Source organism: Haloarcula sp. H-hyl6, from assembly GCF_056934455.1.
Genome location: NZ_JBRIIK010000001.1, coordinates 1,333,537 through 1,350,568 on the forward strand (window position 1 = coordinate 1,333,537; position 17,032 = coordinate 1,350,568).

The 17,032-nt window shown below is 66.7% G+C and carries 19 protein-coding genes; 9 read left to right on the plus strand and 10 right to left on the minus strand.

Features of this window, described 5'->3' with window-relative positions; all coding sequences use genetic code 11:
- Positions 1 to 16 precede the first annotated feature (16 nt).
- From Hhyl6_RS06985 to Hhyl6_RS07005, 5 genes are all read left to right on the plus strand, one after another.
- Positions 17 to 1,021: an ABC transporter permease gene (locus Hhyl6_RS06985; protein WP_483738491.1), complete on the plus strand. Its 1,005-nt coding sequence runs from the start codon at positions 17 to 19 to the stop codon at positions 1,019 to 1,021.
- Positions 1,008 to 2,024: an ABC transporter permease gene (locus Hhyl6_RS06990; protein ID WP_483738492.1), complete on the plus strand. Its 1,017-nt coding sequence runs from the start codon at positions 1,008 to 1,010 to the stop codon at positions 2,022 to 2,024. Before Hhyl6_RS06985 ends, Hhyl6_RS06990 begins: the two co-directional genes overlap by 14 nt.
- Positions 2,025 to 3,119 (plus strand): ABC transporter ATP-binding protein, encoded by a 1,095-nt coding sequence (locus Hhyl6_RS06995; protein ID WP_483738493.1) that lies wholly within the window; start codon positions 2,025 to 2,027, stop codon positions 3,117 to 3,119.
- Positions 3,116 to 4,213: an oligopeptide/dipeptide ABC transporter ATP-binding protein gene (locus tag Hhyl6_RS07000; RefSeq protein ID WP_483738494.1), complete on the plus strand. Its 1,098-nt coding sequence runs from the start codon at positions 3,116 to 3,118 to the stop codon at positions 4,211 to 4,213. Before Hhyl6_RS06995 ends, Hhyl6_RS07000 begins: the two co-directional genes overlap by 4 nt.
- 107 nt (positions 4,214 to 4,320) lie before the next feature.
- A complete protein-coding gene (locus Hhyl6_RS07005) occupies positions 4,321 to 5,295 on the plus strand; it encodes an aldo/keto reductase (RefSeq protein ID WP_483738495.1) in 975 nt (324 codons plus the stop codon).
- A 36-nt stretch (positions 5,296 to 5,331) separates the two neighbouring features.
- On the opposite strand, the gene Hhyl6_RS07010 is transcribed toward Hhyl6_RS07005, so the two are convergent.
- Positions 5,332 to 6,429 carry a Gfo/Idh/MocA family protein gene (locus Hhyl6_RS07010; RefSeq protein ID WP_483738496.1) on the minus strand — a complete coding sequence of 366 codons (1,098 nt, stop codon included), beginning with the start codon at positions 6,427 to 6,429 and terminating at the stop codon, positions 5,332 to 5,334.
- A gap of 91 nt (positions 6,430 to 6,520) precedes the next feature.
- Here Hhyl6_RS07010 and Hhyl6_RS07015 point away from each other — a divergent pair, with 91 nt between their 5' ends.
- Positions 6,521 to 7,525 carry an NAD-dependent epimerase/dehydratase family protein gene (locus Hhyl6_RS07015; RefSeq protein ID WP_483738497.1) on the plus strand — a complete coding sequence of 335 codons (1,005 nt, stop codon included), beginning with the start codon at positions 6,521 to 6,523 and terminating at the stop codon, positions 7,523 to 7,525.
- A gap of 99 nt (positions 7,526 to 7,624) precedes the next feature.
- Here the strand turns inward: Hhyl6_RS07015 and Hhyl6_RS07020 are convergent, their stop codons facing one another.
- On the minus strand, positions 7,625 to 8,083 hold the full coding sequence (locus Hhyl6_RS07020) for a universal stress protein (protein ID WP_483738498.1): 459 nt from the start codon (positions 8,081 to 8,083) through the stop codon (positions 7,625 to 7,627).
- Positions 8,084 to 8,206: 123 nt separating this feature from the next.
- On the opposite strand from Hhyl6_RS07020, the gene Hhyl6_RS07025 reads away from it, so the two are divergent.
- Positions 8,207 to 8,440, plus strand: coding sequence for a hypothetical protein (locus Hhyl6_RS07025; RefSeq protein ID WP_483738499.1), 234 nt, complete (start codon positions 8,207 to 8,209; stop codon positions 8,438 to 8,440).
- Positions 8,441 to 8,471: 31 nt separating this feature from the next.
- Here the strand turns inward: Hhyl6_RS07025 and Hhyl6_RS07030 are convergent, their stop codons facing one another.
- From Hhyl6_RS07030 to Hhyl6_RS07040, 3 genes are all read right to left on the minus strand, one after another.
- Positions 8,472 to 9,374 carry a HEAT repeat domain-containing protein gene (locus Hhyl6_RS07030; protein ID WP_483738500.1) on the minus strand — a complete coding sequence of 301 codons (903 nt, stop codon included), beginning with the start codon at positions 9,372 to 9,374 and terminating at the stop codon, positions 8,472 to 8,474.
- 70 nt (positions 9,375 to 9,444) lie between these two features.
- Positions 9,445 to 10,548, minus strand: coding sequence for a TrmB family transcriptional regulator sugar-binding domain-containing protein (locus Hhyl6_RS07035; protein WP_483738501.1), 1,104 nt, complete (start codon positions 10,546 to 10,548; stop codon positions 9,445 to 9,447).
- A gap of 91 nt (positions 10,549 to 10,639) precedes the next feature.
- A complete protein-coding gene (locus Hhyl6_RS07040; protein ID WP_483738502.1) occupies positions 10,640 to 12,688 on the minus strand; it encodes a glycosyl hydrolase in 2,049 nt (682 codons plus the stop codon).
- Positions 12,689 to 12,866: 178 nt separating this feature from the next.
- Between Hhyl6_RS07040 and Hhyl6_RS07045 the strand changes: the two genes are divergently transcribed.
- The gene (locus Hhyl6_RS07045) at positions 12,867 to 13,034 is read left to right on the plus strand and encodes a hypothetical protein (RefSeq protein WP_483738503.1); all 168 of its coding nucleotides are present in this window, start codon (positions 12,867 to 12,869) and stop codon (positions 13,032 to 13,034) included.
- Here Hhyl6_RS07045 and Hhyl6_RS07050 read toward each other — a convergent pair.
- Positions 12,992 to 13,729: a hypothetical protein gene (locus Hhyl6_RS07050; protein ID WP_483738504.1), complete on the minus strand. Its 738-nt coding sequence runs from the start codon at positions 13,727 to 13,729 to the stop codon at positions 12,992 to 12,994. The two genes, Hhyl6_RS07045 and Hhyl6_RS07050, sit on opposite strands and share 43 nt — an antisense overlap.
- A gap of 1,212 nt (positions 13,730 to 14,941) precedes the next feature.
- Between Hhyl6_RS07050 and Hhyl6_RS07055 the strand changes: the two genes are divergently transcribed.
- Entirely contained in the window at positions 14,942 to 15,199 is a 258-nt protein-coding gene (locus tag Hhyl6_RS07055; protein WP_483738505.1) for a hypothetical protein, read from the plus strand.
- 1 nt (position 15,200) lies between these two features.
- Here Hhyl6_RS07055 and Hhyl6_RS07060 read toward each other — a convergent pair whose 3' ends face one another.
- The 4 genes from Hhyl6_RS07060 to Hhyl6_RS07075 form a co-directional block, all read right to left on the minus strand.
- The gene (locus tag Hhyl6_RS07060) at positions 15,201 to 15,566 is read right to left on the minus strand and encodes a rhodanese-like domain-containing protein (RefSeq protein ID WP_483738506.1); all 366 of its coding nucleotides are present in this window, start codon (positions 15,564 to 15,566) and stop codon (positions 15,201 to 15,203) included.
- A gap of 63 nt (positions 15,567 to 15,629) precedes the next feature.
- Positions 15,630 to 16,172 carry an NUDIX hydrolase gene (locus tag Hhyl6_RS07065; protein WP_483738507.1) on the minus strand — a complete coding sequence of 181 codons (543 nt, stop codon included), beginning with the start codon at positions 16,170 to 16,172 and terminating at the stop codon, positions 15,630 to 15,632.
- Positions 16,169 to 16,597 carry a hypothetical protein gene (locus Hhyl6_RS07070; protein ID WP_483738508.1) on the minus strand — a complete coding sequence of 143 codons (429 nt, stop codon included), beginning with the start codon at positions 16,595 to 16,597 and terminating at the stop codon, positions 16,169 to 16,171. Before Hhyl6_RS07070 ends, Hhyl6_RS07065 begins: the two co-directional genes overlap by 4 nt.
- Positions 16,597 to 17,010 (minus strand): DUF5809 family protein, encoded by a 414-nt coding sequence (locus Hhyl6_RS07075; protein WP_483738509.1) that lies wholly within the window; start codon positions 17,008 to 17,010, stop codon positions 16,597 to 16,599. Before Hhyl6_RS07075 ends, Hhyl6_RS07070 begins: the two co-directional genes overlap by 1 nt.
- Between the last annotated feature and the right edge of the window lie 22 nt (positions 17,011 to 17,032).

Here is a 17,032-nt window from a genome sequence, read left to right on the forward strand (position 1 = left end):
TCCGACAACGCACACAATGGTCAACTACTACGTTCGCCGGACGGCGAGGGTGTTCGTCACCATCTACCTCGTGGCGACGCTGACGTTCGGTCTCGTTCGGTTACTCCCGGGCGGTCCGTTCACCCTGTTGCGCGCGCAACTGCTCAGGTCGGGCGTGCCGGCCGACGAGGTCGACGCCAGAATCGCCAATCTCCAGAACATCCGCCCGGACGCGCCCCTCTGGGAGCAGTACATAGACTACATGCTGGCGCTCGCACAGGGGGACCTCGGGCAGTCCATCTCCCTCAACGAGCCGGTGGCGTCGATAATCGCACAGGCGGTGCCGTGGACGGTGTTCGTCGTCCTCGTCTCGACGATTCTCGTCTTCGTCGTCGGCATCTTCCTCGGGTCGTTGCAGGCCTACTGGGAGGGGTCTCGCTTCGACCAGATACTCTCGGGCGTCTCTATCTCCCTGATGTCGGTGCCGTTCTACATCGTCGCCGTCGTCCTGCTGTACGTCTTCGCCTACCAGTTCAACTGGCTGCCGACGGCCGGCACCGTCGGTACCGGCGTCGAACGCGAGTTGAGCGTCCCGTTCGTCCTCAGCGCGTTGGAACACAGCGTGTTGCCCATCGTCTCCTACACGCTGGGCGCTATCGGCGGACAGGCACTGGCGATGCGTGGCAACAGCATTCAGGTGCTGGGCAACGACTACGTACAGGTGGCCCGGCTACGCGGCCTCTCGGACCGCCGTATCGCCACGCGATACGTCGCCCGGAACGCCATCCTGCCGATGTACACCGGCTTCTTGCTCCTGCTGGGCTTCCGTCTCGGCGGGACCATCATCCTCGAACAGATATTCTCCTACACCGGGCTGGGGTACTATCTGTTCTCTGCGCTGCAGGCGAACGACTACCCGTTGATGATGGCGACGTTCCTCGTCATCACCGTGGCGCTAGTGCTGGGCGTCTACGTCGCCGACCTGACCTACAGCAAGATAGACCCGCGAATCAGTGCAGGTGAATCAGATGAAGCATACTGAGACCGAAAACACGGGCGTCGACTGGCGCAGCGAGAGTTCGTCGTCGGCGGACGTCACCACCGGTGAGCGACTGCGGGAAGTGTACGAAGAACAGATTCGGACGCCGGCGCTCATCGCGTGGGCCGACTGGCGAACGCGCTTCGGCCTGCTCATCATCGGCGGGTACTTCCTGATGGCGTTCGTCGCCGTGCTGGGCCTCTGGCGCGCGCCGTCGACGAGTCAGGCGCCGCGCTATCTCACGCTGTTCGAGAACATGCAGTATCCGCTCGGGACCACCGCGTCCGGGGTGGACTTGGCGGCGCTCATCATCTACTCGACGCCGGACATCCTCATCATGATTACCGCCGGTGCGGTCTGGGCGACCGTCGTGGCCATCGTTATCGGCACCGTCGCCGGCTACAAAGGTGGCCGCGTCGACCGGGCGCTGATGTCGTTCTCGGACTTCGTGATGGCGATTCCGGGCCTGCCGCTGGTCATCATCCTCGCGGTGACGCTCAACCCAGAGAACCCCATCGTCTTGGGCGTCATCATCAACATCAGCTACTGGGCCGGCCTCGGCCGGTCGCTGCGCTCGCAGGTGTTGACCATCCGCGAGAACGACTACGTCGAGGCCTCGCGAACGATGGGAGTCAGCACGCCCCGTATCATCTGGAAGGACATCATCCCGAACCTGATGCCGTACGTGACGGTCAACTTCGTGTTCGCCGCACGCTACGTCATGTTCGCGTCGGTCGGACTGTTCTTCCTCGGCGTGCTCCCCTATTCGAAGCAGAACTGGGGGGTCACCCTCAGCTTCGCGTACAACGGCGGCGCGCTGTTCTCTTGGAGCGCGGCCCACTGGCTGCTCGCGCCGATGGTGGCCATCATGGGCCTCTCGCTCGGCCTCATCCTGCTGGGTCAGGGGATGGACCGCGTGTTCAACCCGCGCGTCCGCACCCGAATGGCTGGCGAGTCCAAGTCGACGGCGTCGGACGACGACGACAGCGTCACGGAGGTGCTCTAGATGACGTCGAACACTGTGACCCAACGACGACACGGCGAACCGACAGATGCGACCGACCCCATCATCGAGATGCGCAACGCCAAGGTCACGTACGACGACGGCGAGACGTTCGTCTTGGACGACGTGAGCATGTCCGTCGAGCGCAACGAGGTGGTCGGCGTCGTCGGCGAGAGCGGGAGCGGGAAGTCGATGTTCGCCTCGGCGATGCTCGACGCGATTCCCGACCCCGGACAGCTCTCCGGCGAGATACTCTACCACAAGGCCGACGGGACGACCATCGACGTGTTGGAACTCAGCGACGAGGAACTCCGCCAGTTCCGGTGGGAGGAAATCGCGATGGTGTTCCAAGGCGCGATGAGTTCGTTCAACCCGACGATGAAGGTCGGCGGGCACTTCCGCGAGACGCTGAAGGCCCACGACGCCGACGTGACCGAGGGGATGGACTTCGCACGCGAGCTGCTGTCGGACCTGTATCTCGACCCCGACAGGGTGCTCGACTCGTACCCGCACGAACTCTCGGGCGGGATGCAACAGCGCGCGCTCATCGCCCTCTCGCTCGTTCTCGAACCGAACGTCCTCGTGATGGACGAACCGACGGCCGCCCTCGACCTACTGATGCAGCGGTCCATCCTGATGCTGCTTCAGGAGCTACAGGAGAAGTACGACCTGACGATGGTGTTCATCACGCACGACCTGCCGCTGGTGGCCGCGCTGGCCGACCGGATGGCCGTGATGTACGCCTTCGACCTCATCGAGGTCGCACCGCGGGACCGACTCGTCGGCGACTCGGGACACCCGTACACCCGCGCGTTGCTCAACTCGACGCCGAACCTCGACGCGCCGCTCGAAGAGATGCGCGCCATCGAGGGCCAGAGCCCGGCACCCATCAACGTGCCCTCGGGGTGTTCCTACGCGCCGCGCTGTCCGCTGGCGACCGAGGAGTGCCGCGAGGTCGACCCCGACTTCTACGAGACGGGGGACGGCCACAGCACGGCCTGTCACCACTGGGCGGAGGCGCGAGACACCATCGAACTCAACTTCGAGGCCGTCGAAGCCGACGAGGCTGTCGGCGCTGACACGGAGGACGACGCATGAGCCAGACCCACGACACCGCCGCCGACGCCGCGCAGGAGGACGCCCCGCTCGTCTCGCTGGAGGACGTCGAAGTCCACTTCGAGAAGGACCAAGGGATGCTCGACTTCTTCGAGGACCCCGACGTCGTCAGAGCCGTCGACGGCATCTCGCTCGACATCGAGGAGAACGACGTCCTCGCGCTCGTCGGCGAGAGCGGGTGCGGGAAGTCCACCCTCGGGAAGACCAGCATCGGTCTTCAGCGACCTACCGGCGGGACGGTCCGCTATCGCGGGCAGGACGTCTGGGCGGCCAAGGACGGCCGTGGCGACGTCAACATCCCGTTCGACGAGATTCGCTCCTCGCTCCAGATAATCCACCAGGACCCCGGGAGTTCGCTGAACCCGAACCAGCGCATCGTCGAAATCCTCGCACAGCCCATCAAACTGACCCACCCGAACGTCGGCCGCAGCGAGCGACGGGAGCGCATCTACTCGCTGCTCGAACGGGTCGGCATGAACCCGGCAGCGGACTTCGCCGACCGGTACCCCCACCAACTCAGCGGCGGCGAGCAACAGCGCGTCGCGCTGTCGCGGGCGCTGCTGATGAACCCGGACCTCATCCTCGCGGACGAGGCCATCAGCGCGCTGGACGTCTCCCTGCGGGTGGAGATGATGGACCTCATGCTCGACCTGCAGGACGACTTCGACACCTCGTTCGTGTTCATCTCGCACGACCTCTCGAACGCCCGGTACTTCGCCGAGCACGGGGACGGCCGCATCGGCGTGATGTACCTCGGCGAACTCGTCGAAGTCGGCCCGGCCGAGCAACTCATCGAGGACCCGGGCCACCCCTACACGAACGTCCTCCGGTGGGCGACGCCGGACCTCGCACTGCACGCGGACGGTGCGAGCGAACCGCCGATGCGGAAGATAGACATCCCGGACCCGGTGAACCCGCCGAGTGGCTGTCGGTTCCACACCCGCTGTCCGGAGGCGCGGGAGGCGTGTCGGGAGTCCTGTCCGGCCCTCACGGGCGAGACGGGCGCACACCGCACTGCGTGTTTCCGTAGCCAACCCGACCACGAGTACTGGGACAGCGCGCCGCTCGAGGACTGAGCGGGACCCGGACGTGGCCACTGGGCGGTCTCCCAACGGAGCCGGTTTCTGCGTCGAGCGACCCTGAGCCCGGTAAGTTTTTGTCGTCGGCTATCCGAACGTCGAGCGTGGAGTACACGACGTTAGGAGCGACCGGCACCGAGGTGAGTCGCATCTGTCTGGGCTGTATGAGTTTCGGTAGCGAGGAGCCGTGGATGCTCGACGAAGACGCGTCCCGGGACATCATCGACCGAGCCGTCGAACTCGGCGTGAACTTCTTCGACACGGCCAACGCCTACTCGGCCGGCGAGAGCGAGGCCATCCTCGGACGCGCGCTCGCAGAGCGTGACCGGGCCGAACAGGTCGTCGCGACGAAGACCTTCTTCCCAGTCGACGGAGACGGCCCCAACCGGAGCGGCCTCTCGCGGAAGGCCATCGAGCAGGAACTGTCGGCGTCGCTGGACCGTCTCGGGATGGACGCCGTCGACCTCCTGCAGATACACCGCTGGGACGACGACACGCCAATCGAGGAGACCATGCGGGCGCTGGACGACGCCGTCCACCGCGGCGACGTGCGGTATCTGGGGGCCTCGTCGATGTGGGCCCAGCAGTTCGCGAGGGCCCAAGAGGCCGCGAGAGCGCAGGGGCTGGAGCGGTTCGTCACGATGCAGAACCACTACCATCTGGCCTACCGCGAGGAGGAACGCGAGATGGTACCGCTCTGCGAGAGGGAGGGTGTCGGCGTCATCCCGTGGGGACCGCTTGGACAGGGCTACCTCACCCGGCCACACGAGGAGTTGGAGGCGACCACCCGCGGCGACCCGGAGAACCACCACAACCCCACCCCAGACTACGAGGCGGGCGGCGGCCGGGAGATAAACGAGCGCGTCCAAGAACTCGCCGCGGACTACGGCGTCTCGATGGCGCAACTGTCGCTGGCGTGGCTCCTGCACAAAGAGCGGGTGACCGCGCCCGTCGTCGGGACCACCAGCGTCGAGCATCTCGAGGAGGCCGTCGAGGCGGTGGAGCTAGACCTCTCCGACGCCGACGTGGCGTATCTCGAAGAACCGTACGAACCCCAACCCATCATCGGCCACGAGTAGGCGGAGCCCCCGACGAGTTATCAGACGGCGCCGCGGTTACTCGTCGGCGGGTTCGGGCATCAGCCGACCCGACGCCACCATCTCCTCTAGCGGATGGCCCGCTATCTCTGCGGGCAGGTCGACCCGACCGTTCCGCCGGACCGACTCGTAGCCCGCGAACAGAATCTCGGCAGTGTTGAGGCCGAGGCGACCGCTGATGACCGGCTCGCGGTCCTCTTCGAGTGCGTCGACGACCTCGCCTGCCGACCGGTCTTGGAACGCCGAGCCGTAGCGGTCGTCCTCGGACCCAGTGACGTGCATCGTCTCGCCGTCGACGTCGACGGCGTCGCGGTCGCCGCCGTGGGCGACCTCCAGCATCGGGCCGTCGTCGACGTCGATTCGTATCTCACCGGTCGTGCCCCGGAGGACGAACGCGGCGTCGGCGAAGTCGCTCCCCGCGCCGCCAGAGAGCGTGCCGTAGACGCCGTTGTCGTAGCGCCACTGCGCCCACATCTGGTTCTCCTGGTGGGTTCCGAACCGCACGTCCTCCTCGCGGTAGTCCAGCGCGGCCAACACCCACTCGGCCGCGCGTTCGTCGTTGAACATCCCCGCCAAGTCGACGGTGTGAGCGCCGACGTCGTAGAAGTCGCCCCACGTGATTTCGACCCGCCGCAGGTCGCCTATCTCGCCCTCGTCGAGCAGGCGCTTCGCCTCGACGAACGGCTTGCCGAAGCGGCGCTGTCGGTTGAACGTCAGTTGCACGTCCCGACGCCAGCACTCTTGGACCATCCGCTGTGCGTCCGGCCAGTTCGTCGCCATCGGCTTCTCGCAGTGGACCGCCGCGACGGTGTCGCTCCGGGCACAGCCGACGACGACGTCGTGGTGGACCGCCGGCGGCACCGCGGCGGTGGCGACGTCGGGGTCCAGTTCGGAGAGCATCGCCTCGTAGTCCTCGTAGACGGCCGACTCGGGGAGGTCGAACGTGTCGGCGAACGCCGCACCGTTCTCGGGGACGACGTCCGCGACGCCGACCACCTCACAGCGGGCGTCGTTCTCGAACGCTTCGGCGTGTCGATACCCCATCGCGAACCCGTCGACCGATGGGTTCGACGGGTCCGGTCCCGCACCGATGATGACGACTTGGTAGGAGGTCATGTCTCGACTCCAACCACGACGAACCGCGTGAAAGTCGTTACGCCCGGCGACGGCCCCACAGCTATACGGTCCCCGGTCGTCTGGGTCCACCATGCAGGTACTCATCATCGGCGGGACGGGACTCATCAGCACGGGCATCACGCGGCAGGCGGTCGCCGCCGGCCACGACGTGACCGTGTTCACCCGCGGCGAGACGGAGGCGGACCTCCCGGGGTCCGTCGACCACATCAGGGGCGACCGGACCGACCGCGAGTCGCTGGAACGGGCCCGCGACGCCCGACAACTGGGCTGTGTCGTCGACATGGTGGGCTTCGACCCGGCGGACGTGGAGACGGCCGTCGACGTGTTCGCGGGCCACGTCGACCAGTACGTCTTCTGTAGTACGGTCGACGTGTACCACCGGCCGGTCGAGACGATGCCGATTCGGGAACGGGCCGCACGCGACCCCCCGGTCAGCGAGTACGGGGCGGACAAGGCCGCCTGTGAGGACCGCCTGTTCGAGGCCTACCGAACCGAGGGGTTCCCGGCGACGGTCATCCGCCCGTGGCACACCTACGGCGAGGGCGGCGGCCTCGTCGACACGCTATCGAGTGACGCGTACCTCGACCGCCTCCGCCGCGGGAAACCCATCGTCGTCCACGGCGACGGGACCTCGGTGTGGGGGCCGTGTCACCGAGACGACGTGGCCGCCGCGTTCGTCGCCGCAATCGGGAACCGGGAGGCCGTCGGCGAGGCCTATCACGCGACGGCCACCGAACCGATGACGTGGAACCAGTACCACCGCCGGGCGGCGGCCGCACTGGACGCGCCGGACCCGGACCTCGTCCACGTGCCGACCGACGCGCTCCGCCGGGCGGTCCCCGACCGAGTGGGGCCACTTCTCGACCACTTCCAGTTCTCCACGGTGTTCGACACGACGAAGGCCGAGCGTGACCTCGGGTTCCGACAGACCGTCTCGTGGGCGGACGGCGTCAGGCGCACGGTGGCTCACCTCGACGACGATGCCGTCGCAGACTGGGACAGCGACCCCAAGTACGACGCCGTCGTCTCGGCGTGGCGCGAGGCGACGGACGTCTTCGCCACGTCGGTGCAGTGAGCAGGGCTGGGCACGGCTGGCGGCGTCCCGACTCGGACAGCACCCACGGACACGCCGCCGAGGGCGTCGCTGACCGCCGATAGCGACGCCGTTGACGGGTCACTCGGTGAGAACGGTGGTGTAGCCGTCGAAGTTGAGGACGACCTGTTGGGCGAAGTCCCCGAACACCGCCTTGCCGGCCGGCGAGCGCGACGCGCCCACGATGAAGACGTGGTCGCAGTCCTGTTCGGCCGCGGTGTCGAGAATCTGCCGCGCGCGACTCGTCTCCGACCCTACGGCGACCGCGACGTGGGTCTCGACGTCGGCGTCCGCGACCGTCGACTCCGCGAACGCTCTCGCGTCCGCCGCGGCACCGTCGACGATGGTCGAGTGGTCGTACTCGACGTGTTCGATTCGTCCGACGGCTTCGAGCGTCTCCACGTCCGCGTCGTACTCGTCGTCGTCGAGGTGCCACAGCAACACCAGTTCCCCCTCCGTCCCGTCGACACACTCCACCGCTTCAGCCAGTAGTTCGCGATGCGCATCCGTCTCTCTGAGGCTTACGAGCCCACGTTTCATGCAGTTCGAGCGACCACGGCCAGCGTCTAAAGAGTACCGGACGGCACGGCCGGCGTGCGTCGGGTTCCTGCCGGCACACGGCCTGACCGGGACGTTAATGTTCGTTCGGACAGAGACCAACGTATGGCATTCAGAGAGGCACTGTTCGAGGCCGTGTGTGACCAGCGAAACCAGATTCCGCTGTTGCTCGCGGTCGTCCTCGTGATGGGAGTCCTCCTCGCGTTCTCGCTCCTGTTCCTCCGACCCGGAACCGCGGCCTACGTCATCGCGCTGGTCGACGCTATCCTCGTCGTCGGCAGTCTCGTCACGTTCGGTGGGACGTACTGGTACTGCACGAAACGGGCGATGGAGGACTGACGCCGCCGTCACTCCGCGACGAACGTCGCCGTCACTCCGCGACGAACGTCGCCGTCTCGTCCGCGAAGGCGGCGACCTCCTCGTCCGGGTCGGTCGCTGCGACCTCTCTGAGCACCTCGGCGTGTCGCTCGTCGTCGACGAACCCCAGCGTCCGGACGGCCCGCGCTCTGACGACTGGTGCCTCGGCGTCCAGACACGAGACGACGGCGTCCGCGACGGGGGCGACCGCCGTCGGTCTCTCCCGTGCGACCGCGCCGAGGGCGTCCAGCGCCGCCCCGCGGACGACCCCGTCCTCGTCGTCGGCGCGTTCGGCGACCGCCTCGACGCGGTCGGCGACCGCGTCGGGTCGCGCCTCTGCGACCGCGACGACGACGTTGGCGAACCGCTGCCGAGCGACGCGTGCCCGTTCCCGCTCCTCCCGTTCGTGCTGTCGAATCGTCTGCTGGGTTTGCCGGTCTTCGACGCGCGCCGCGAGCGACTCGCGACCGTCGTCGGTCGACGGTCGACCCAGACTGTCGAGGATGGACCCGACCACCGTGGCACAGAGGGCCGGACGCCGCGTCGCCACGGCGGACAGCAGTTCCGCACCCGCTAACTGCACGCCGGCGAAGTCAGAATCGGCGAGGGCCACCGCGTGGTCGAGGACGTCCGCGACCGCGTCGGGGTCCGAGTCGGCGACCGCGTGCAGCGCCGAGGCGGCGGTCTGGACGACGCCGGGGTTCTCGTCTCGTAACGCCCGCCCCAGTTCGTCGACGAACGGACGGACGCTGTCGACGTCGTCCGCGGCGAGCGTCGCACAGACGCGCGCGCCTCGCTGGCGGACCACGGGCCGGTCCGATTCGAGCGCCGCGCGGAGTTCGGTCGGGTCGAGAGAGTCGGGCGTCACGTCGGTCAGCACCACCGCTTCGAGGGGTGCTTCGCTCGGACTGCTCATACACGCCTGCTTTCGTCGGGACCGGCAAATACGTACCGGTGTACCAAGGCGTCCCGCGGGCCGCCCCAGACTACGGACCCGCGGCGGACCGTGCGAACAGGTCGAGGAGGTCGGCCGGCGGGACGGCGACGGCGATTCGCCGGAGTTCGACGTCCTCTTCGGTCGCGCCCCGGCCGCCGACGCGTATCCGTTCGTCGCCCGCGTCGACGGTCACCGTCTTCGTCCCCGCGAGGTCGGTGTAGGTCGGCCGGGCCGTCGGCCGCGAGCGACCGACGGGGTACTCGATTTCGGCGACGGTGCCCGCCACCCGTCGCTCCGCCCCGGTCTCGGTGTCGGTCCCGTGGACGACGACCGGAATCGGAACGTTCGACCGGGACAGGGGCGCGACGGCTCGGATGAACTCGATGATGTCGACGTAGGTGGTGAAATCGGCGTAGTCGCCGACGAACAGCGGGTCGCTCCCGGCCCACCGGCCGGCCAGAAAGAACCAGTGGAAGATGTAGGCGATGGACTCGCTGTCGAGGGTCAACACGTAGTCGTCGCTCGCGTCCCGGTGTGGCGCCATCCAGACCGAGGTCCTGTCGACGACGACGAGAAACGGCGACGGAACCCGATGGGTTCGAAGCTCCGAGACCGGGTGTGACCGAGCGGACCCGATGTCGGTCGCCCCTTCGAGCGTCACGCGAACGACCACGTCGGACTCACAGGCCTCGCGGAGCGCCGACCGGAGTCGGAAGTAGCCGGCCTCCGTACAGACGACTTCGACGAGGTTGTCGGCGTTCCGGACGTCGGTGCGTATCTGGTCCATCGCGGCCTTGATGCCGCTGTCGAGCAGCGTGAGGCTGTGTTCGTGGAAGTCGGACCTGCGCCACTCGTCCTCGATGTGGTCGGCCGTCTCCGCGAGCGTCTGGCCGGTCTGGCGGAGTTGTTCGAGGATTTCCGTCGGGTCGTTCGCTCTGGCGTGGCGTTTGCCGTCGCGGGAGAACGTCTCGACGTGCCCCTGCGATTCGAGGCTCGAGAGGACGTCGTAGATTCGAGAGCGGGGCACCGAGCACTCCGAGGCGAGCACCGTCGCCGGGACCGAGTCGTACTCGACGAGCGAGGCGTACGCCCGCGCCTCGTACGCCGTGAAGCCGATTCGCTCGAGTTCCGCCACTGCGTCGTCCTGGTCCATAGTGCGTGTCTATCACTCACGAACGTTCAGGACAGTATTGCAGTTTCGGTCTCGGGTCACCGGGACCGCGGGGCGGACGGGACGACGCCGGTCAGGCCCCGTCTTCGACTTCGGTCGCCGTCGCGCTGTCCGTGTTGCCCGCCGCGTCGGTGACGACGCACTCGACCTCGTAGGTGTGGCCGTTGTTCTCGTCCTTGTCGGCCCGCATGGACTGCCGGTCGGAGGCCGACCCGCCGCTGACGCCGATGGAGACGGTCGACTCGACGACGCCGGCGGTCGTATCCCGGAGCGTCAGGTCGACGCTCTCGAGGTCGCCCTGGTCGTCGGAGACCGCGTAGTCGACCCAGAAGTCGGCGTGCGGGTTGTTGGTGTCGTTCTCGGTCATCGAGAGACTGTCGACCGTCGGCGACCCGGAACTGGTCGACTCGCTCTCGGTGACGGCCGTGCTCGCGCTGGCGGTGTTGCCGGCCGCGTCGGTGACCGTGAGTTCGACGGTGTAGGAGTTGCCGGTGCCGTCGTCGCCGGGGGCGACGAGTCGCGTGGTCCCGCTGGCCGAGGACCCGCTCACGCTGATGCTGGCCGTGTCGTCGGTCGCACCGGCGGTGTCGTCGGTGAGCGTCAGGTCGACCGTCGAGAGGTCGCCGTCGGTGTCGCTCACGCTCCACGAGACGTCGAAGGCCGCGTCGGAAGTGCTCGTCTCCACCTCGCTGACCGAGAGGCCGTCGACGGTCGGGTCCGACCCGCTACTACTCGAATCCCCGGCGGTCGCCATCGAGTTGGCCGGGACGGACAGCGACGTGCCGTCGGAGAAGGTGACCGTCGTCGAACTGCTCGACGGGTTGTACGCGACGTAGGTCTTCGAGGACCCGTCGTCGTAGACGGTCGTGAGCGGGTGGTCGGCCGTGATGGACTTGACCGCCGTCCCCATGGCGTCGGTGTTGTATATCCAGTGGTAGGTGTGGGCGCGGCTCTCGCCGAATTCGACGGAGTAGCTGTCTTTCCGGGCCGTCCAGAGGTTCTTGGCGTCGGTGACGTCCGAGAGCGCGCGGTACTCCCAGAGGATGTCGGGCCAGTACTGGAAGCTGTCGCCGTCGGGGTCGTTGGCCACCAGTTCGTCGTAGTTGGCGGCCGCGGCCTGCGTGTCCCACCCGAGGTACGACGAGGAGGCGTTCAGCGGCAGGAAGTTGATGCCGTGGATGGCCTCCACGTCGTCGGTGAAGAAGGTGTCGTACTTGTAGCCGTCGCCCCACACCATCGCGGCGGTGTCGTACGGCCAGTTCGACGGCTGGTTCGTGTCGTCGACGTCGAACCAATACTCCTGCACGGCGTGAATCTCCGTAGTGTAGAGGTACACCCCGGCGTCGCGCATGGCCGTGTTGCCGGTGTACTCGCCCCACAGAATCATCGAGGCGTAGGCGTTGATGGCCTCCGAGGAGGACTCCTGGTTGTTCCCGTCGGCGAAGTCCGCGCCGCCCCCGTCGGCCCACGAGTGGCCCTCGTAGGGACTGTAGTGGCGCAGGAACGGGAACGAGTCTTTCGGGTTGCTGGCCGGGGACTGGGTGTTCGAGCGGTCCGGTCGCTCCCAGTTGGCGAAGTCACGGACGAGCAGTTCGACCATCCCACCCCAGTTCGAGTCCTGTGCCCACGTCGGGTCGTTACGCGCGACTTCGGCGGCCCCACGGATGTAGTAGCCGTAGTGGAAGTGGTGGTCGTTGATGTTGGCACCGGACCCGAAGGAGTCGTTGTAGCCGATGAGCGTCCCCCAGTTCTGGTCGTAGTAGAACACGTCCTCGGACTTGGTCGGCCCCTCCTGACTGGCGTCGAGCCACGTTTCGAGGTCCGTCCGCAGACCCAGCGTGTTGGTGTCGCCGTTCAGGAAGTAGTCGGCCGCGGCGGTGTCCCCCACCTGCTCGGCGATGGGGACGAGTTCGGCCAGTCGGCCGTAGTTCTTCCCCGTCCAGTAGGTGCCGTCGCCGGGCCTGTCCGGCCCCGTCTCGACGAGGGTGGAGTTGGCCTCCTCCTCGTCGACGTAACTCGCGAGTTCCGTCTTGTCGTAACTCCCCTCGTCGGGCATGAACGGCAGGACGCCCGGGAAGGTGTAGGTGGTCTGGAACGACGAGACGCCGCTGATGGTCTTCATGGGGCCTCGCGCGGACGTGTACGTGTAGGCGGTGAACGACGCCGAGGCGTACTTGTGCTGGTGGGGGAACAGCGCGTGGAACGAGCCGCTGGCCCCGCTCTCGGGCTTGTTCTCGGTGGTCAGGTCGAACGTCGTGGTGACCTCGCCGGCCGACTGGTCGTAGGTCCACGATACCGTCGTGTCACGGACGAAGTTGTACGCGTACGTCTCCAGTTCGGCGAGGGCGGCGCTCGTCGCCTCGGGAAGCGCCGCGACGGTGAGGTATCCGGCGCCGTTCAGCGAGGACGTGAGTTCCGTCGTCCCCTATCCGGACCACGTCGCGCCGGCGGGCGCGTACAGGCCGTAGGCGTGGCCGTTGATTTCGACGCCGAGGACGTTCCCGTCGTCGGCGAACACCGTCGGTGCCGTCGGGAAGGAGACGACGGCGTCCCCACCCTCGTACTCGGCGAAGACGTACGGCGACCCCTGGGAGATGGTCGTCGTCAGCGTCGTCGACGTCCCGTCGCCCCACTTCGCGACCGTGTGCCAGTCGCCGTAGCCGTCACACCGCGTGTCGGCGAACGACGAGGTGGCCGAGTGGCCGATGGTGAGGTCCGTCGAGTCGTCCATCATGGCGACGTTGTCGGTCAGTCCCGAGGAGGAGTAGGTCCACTCCGTCGGATTGCTCACGTCCAGGCCCGCGCCGGTCGCGTCCGCGGCGACCGGGTGCGCGAACATCGGCTTGGAGTACTGGAACCACACCAACGTACTCCACCAGTCGTTCGTCGGGATGGGCGCCGAGACGTTCGACGTGGTGTACTGCGTGCTCTGTGGCGACCCCTCGCCGCTGGGGACCGTCGTGACGTAACTCCCGTTGCCGACGCCGACTTCCTGTGCGCTGGCGAGGCCCGACAGCCCCGGCACGAGGCCCGCGGCCGCCGCCGCGCGCATGAGGCCCCGTCGCGTCAGCGGGAGGCCGTCGCTCCCGTCACGTCCTGTCTCTGCGACCCGGTCGTCGGTTCGTTCGCTCGGTCCGTCGTCGTCCGCTGTGTTCCGTTCCATGGTAACTGCTCCACTCGCGCACCCGCAGGTGCGCGAATCACATCACGGCAGTAGGCGACAGCGGGCATATGACCTGTTACCACGCACGTGGTGACAACCTTCATAATAGATATAGTACGTGCCGTGAGCACTCGGCGACCGGCGTGTCGACACGCCACGCTCTGGCCGACGACGTGCCGAAAAGGTATCGACCGCGCGGGTGAGACGCGGCCACACCTCTGGGTGGTGGCGGTGGTGCGAAACCGCCGGGGTGACAGTTCTGACTGACGACTAACTCCCGCGTAGCGCGAGAGGACACAGTTGGAGCAACGGTACTCCAGTCGGTATCTCACCACAATAGTTCATAAAAGTACTGGTACGATACACGATGGGCGGCCGTCACCGTCGGTGACCGACGAAACGGCACGCCGCTCTGACCGACCGTCGCGGTCTGTGACGCGACTCGGAGTATCCGTCTCCTGCTACCCCGTCGACCGAACGTGGAACCGACCGCCTCGGGCCCGTCGACGGGGGTATGGCAGAACCATACGATATCCATCAGTATATTCTTTCGTACTATAACCTATGAAAGTGATAGGCATGAAGTGGTCGAAGCAGTCAGTATTAAATCATGTACTGGACGAAGTATTAGAATCCCGATATCGAACGACCAACTGGAGGACGTCGACACGACGGGGGCCAGCACCAAACTATGACAGGCGTACATTCGTTATTCCCTGTCGGGTCGAGTTCGTCCCGGGCCCCCGACGGTCGACGGACAGAGACACGGGCGGTGAGAGGTGCGGAGCAGCGACGTTCGGTCACTGACCTTCGGACTGTCCGCCGCACACAGACAGAACCATCTCGGGGACACACATCTCCAAATTTGTGCTATATACAAAAGTACACTAAGAGTTCAGAATCAGAGGGGATTTCCCACTACGGCGCACATATAGTGTGTTTTCAGCCGCATTCAAACCCTTATTCTTCGATGAAATCTCGCTATTTGCCCATAATAACGCATATCGGAGATATTTGTCCCCGTTTATGAGAAATACAATTTTGAATAGTCACTTCAGAACGCATTATGGATGGAACTATCACGCTATCTCCGTATATCGTCGAAAGACTCGTGCGTGTACCTCCGGTCTCGTCGCACACCGGCGTAGATGGCGGAACGCTATCGACGCGGAACCGATACGGACGTCCCGCCTACGGGTGATTCCTCGCCGCGTGCGTGACGACGACGTCGAGTACGACACCGTCGGAACGACCGAGAGCGGAGAGACGCAGGATTCGTCTGAGATTTGCATCGACCCTGCAGAACGGCGGACCGACCCAGCACTCCCGGGACTCACCGTCGAGGACGAGGAGTGGACCGACGACGTCCCCGAAACCTACCCGGACGTGGGGTCGCTGGGCGCAATCGTCTGGTTCGCCCGCGTTCTCCGGGCGTGTCACGAGCGCTGTTTCGACGTCGAGGCGGCCTGACTCAGAACGGGGCGTCGGGCCCCTCGTCGGCCGTCGCCTCGGCCGTCTCCGCCGGCGCGGCGTCTTCGAGCGGTCCGTCCCACCCGTCGAGACCGGGCTCGAAGCTCTCGACCGTCCCGTCGAACCCCTCGTAAGAGGCCAGCAGTCGGGCGGCCTGCACGCTCGATTTCCCGTGGGGACACACCGTCACGACGCGGTCCGTGCCCTCGAACCGTTCCACTTCGTCGACGAGCGACGCGAACGGAACGTTCTCGCTGCCGGGGATGTGGCCGCGCTGGAAGGCCGCCGGCGAGCGGATGTCCACGACGCGGGCGTCGTCGTCGTCGAGTAGCGACCGGAGTTCCTCGCTCCCGATTTCGCCGTCCATGTGCTACCGATAGCGGTCGAGGCCTAAACGTTCACCGGACGCGGGTGGGCGCTCGCATCTCGCCTACAGCAAGCCCTCGGCCTGCGCGAGCAGGACGCCCTCGATGGTGGCGTCGTTGGCCGGTTCGCGCCGGGCGACGTCGAGAGCGTCCTCGACGGGGACCGTCGTCACGGAGAGGAACTCGTTGTCGTCTAACTCGCGTTCGACCGGTTCCAGTCCCTCGGCGAAGACGATGCCCCGGCGGTGGCGCAGAACGCCGGTGGAACACCAGAACTCCTCCAGTAGCGAGACGCCGCTGGGTTCGAACCCCGTCTCTTCGCGGAGTTCGCGCGCGCCGGCGGTGGTGTAGGACTCCCCGTCCTCGACGATGCCGGCGGGGAGTTCCAGACACTGCTCGCGGATTGTCGGCCGGAACTGGTCGACCATGACGAGTTCGTCGCCCGTGCGCGCGACGACGACGACGGCGTCGGGGAGTTCCGCCCAGTAGTAGTCTTTCTCGGAGCCGTCGGGTTGACGCACGCGGTCGTAGCCCCCGGTGTACCACCCGGTCTCGTACTCTGCCTCGGACTCGACGACGGGCCAGTCGTGGGTCGGCTCTCGGCTCATGGTTGCTGTGTCACCGCGAGGCGGTAAAGCGTACCGTCGTGTCGGACCAGCACCGTCTCGCCGTCGGTCGCCTCGGGCACCCGTTGCCGGAGGGCGTCGAGTTCGTCGAACGGCGAGTGAGTGAACGCACCTTTCAGCCCGACGGGGCCGCGCCAGTAGGGGTCTGACTGGCCGCTGCCGTCGCTCCCGTTGACCGTCGCGGTTTCGAGCGCCGCCGTCGTGTAGGGGTACCGTTGGGTCGAGAGGTTGCTCGCGTTCACGGCGCTCCCGTTCGCCGCGGCGACGCTCTCGTCGCCCTCGACCGGTGTCGCGGTGAGGTAGTACGGGTCCCCGCTCTTGAGGTAACTCGGGAGCGCCCCCAGCGCCAACAGGAGGACGAGGACGACGGCCACGCCGAGGAGGAAGTTGCGGGTGACCGTCCGCATCAGACGACCTCGCCGTAGATGCGGCCGAACGCCTGCCGGCGGAGGGTTCCGACGGCCGCCCGGCGCTCGGACTGGAACGTCGCCGCCACCGCCTCGTCCGCGAACGGCGGGGCGTGCCAGACGACGTTGTCGACGTTCTCGGACCCGACGACGGTGACCTCGTGGTCGGCGTCGGCCCGCCACGACTCGAACTCCTCGCTCGTCCCGACGGTCACCGCGAGCGACTCGGCGAACAGGACGTCACGTGCCGTCTCGACCACCTCGCTCGTGACGCGTTCGCGATACTCGTCAGCGTCCAGTCCCATCGCCTTCGCGACTTCCTTGACCACGACCTGTGCGGTCGGGCCGAACGCCTCGTATCGGTCACGCGCCTCGGCGACTGTCGTCGGCGAGAACTGCCCCTCTGTCTCCATGGGCGAGCCTAGGGGACGGCGG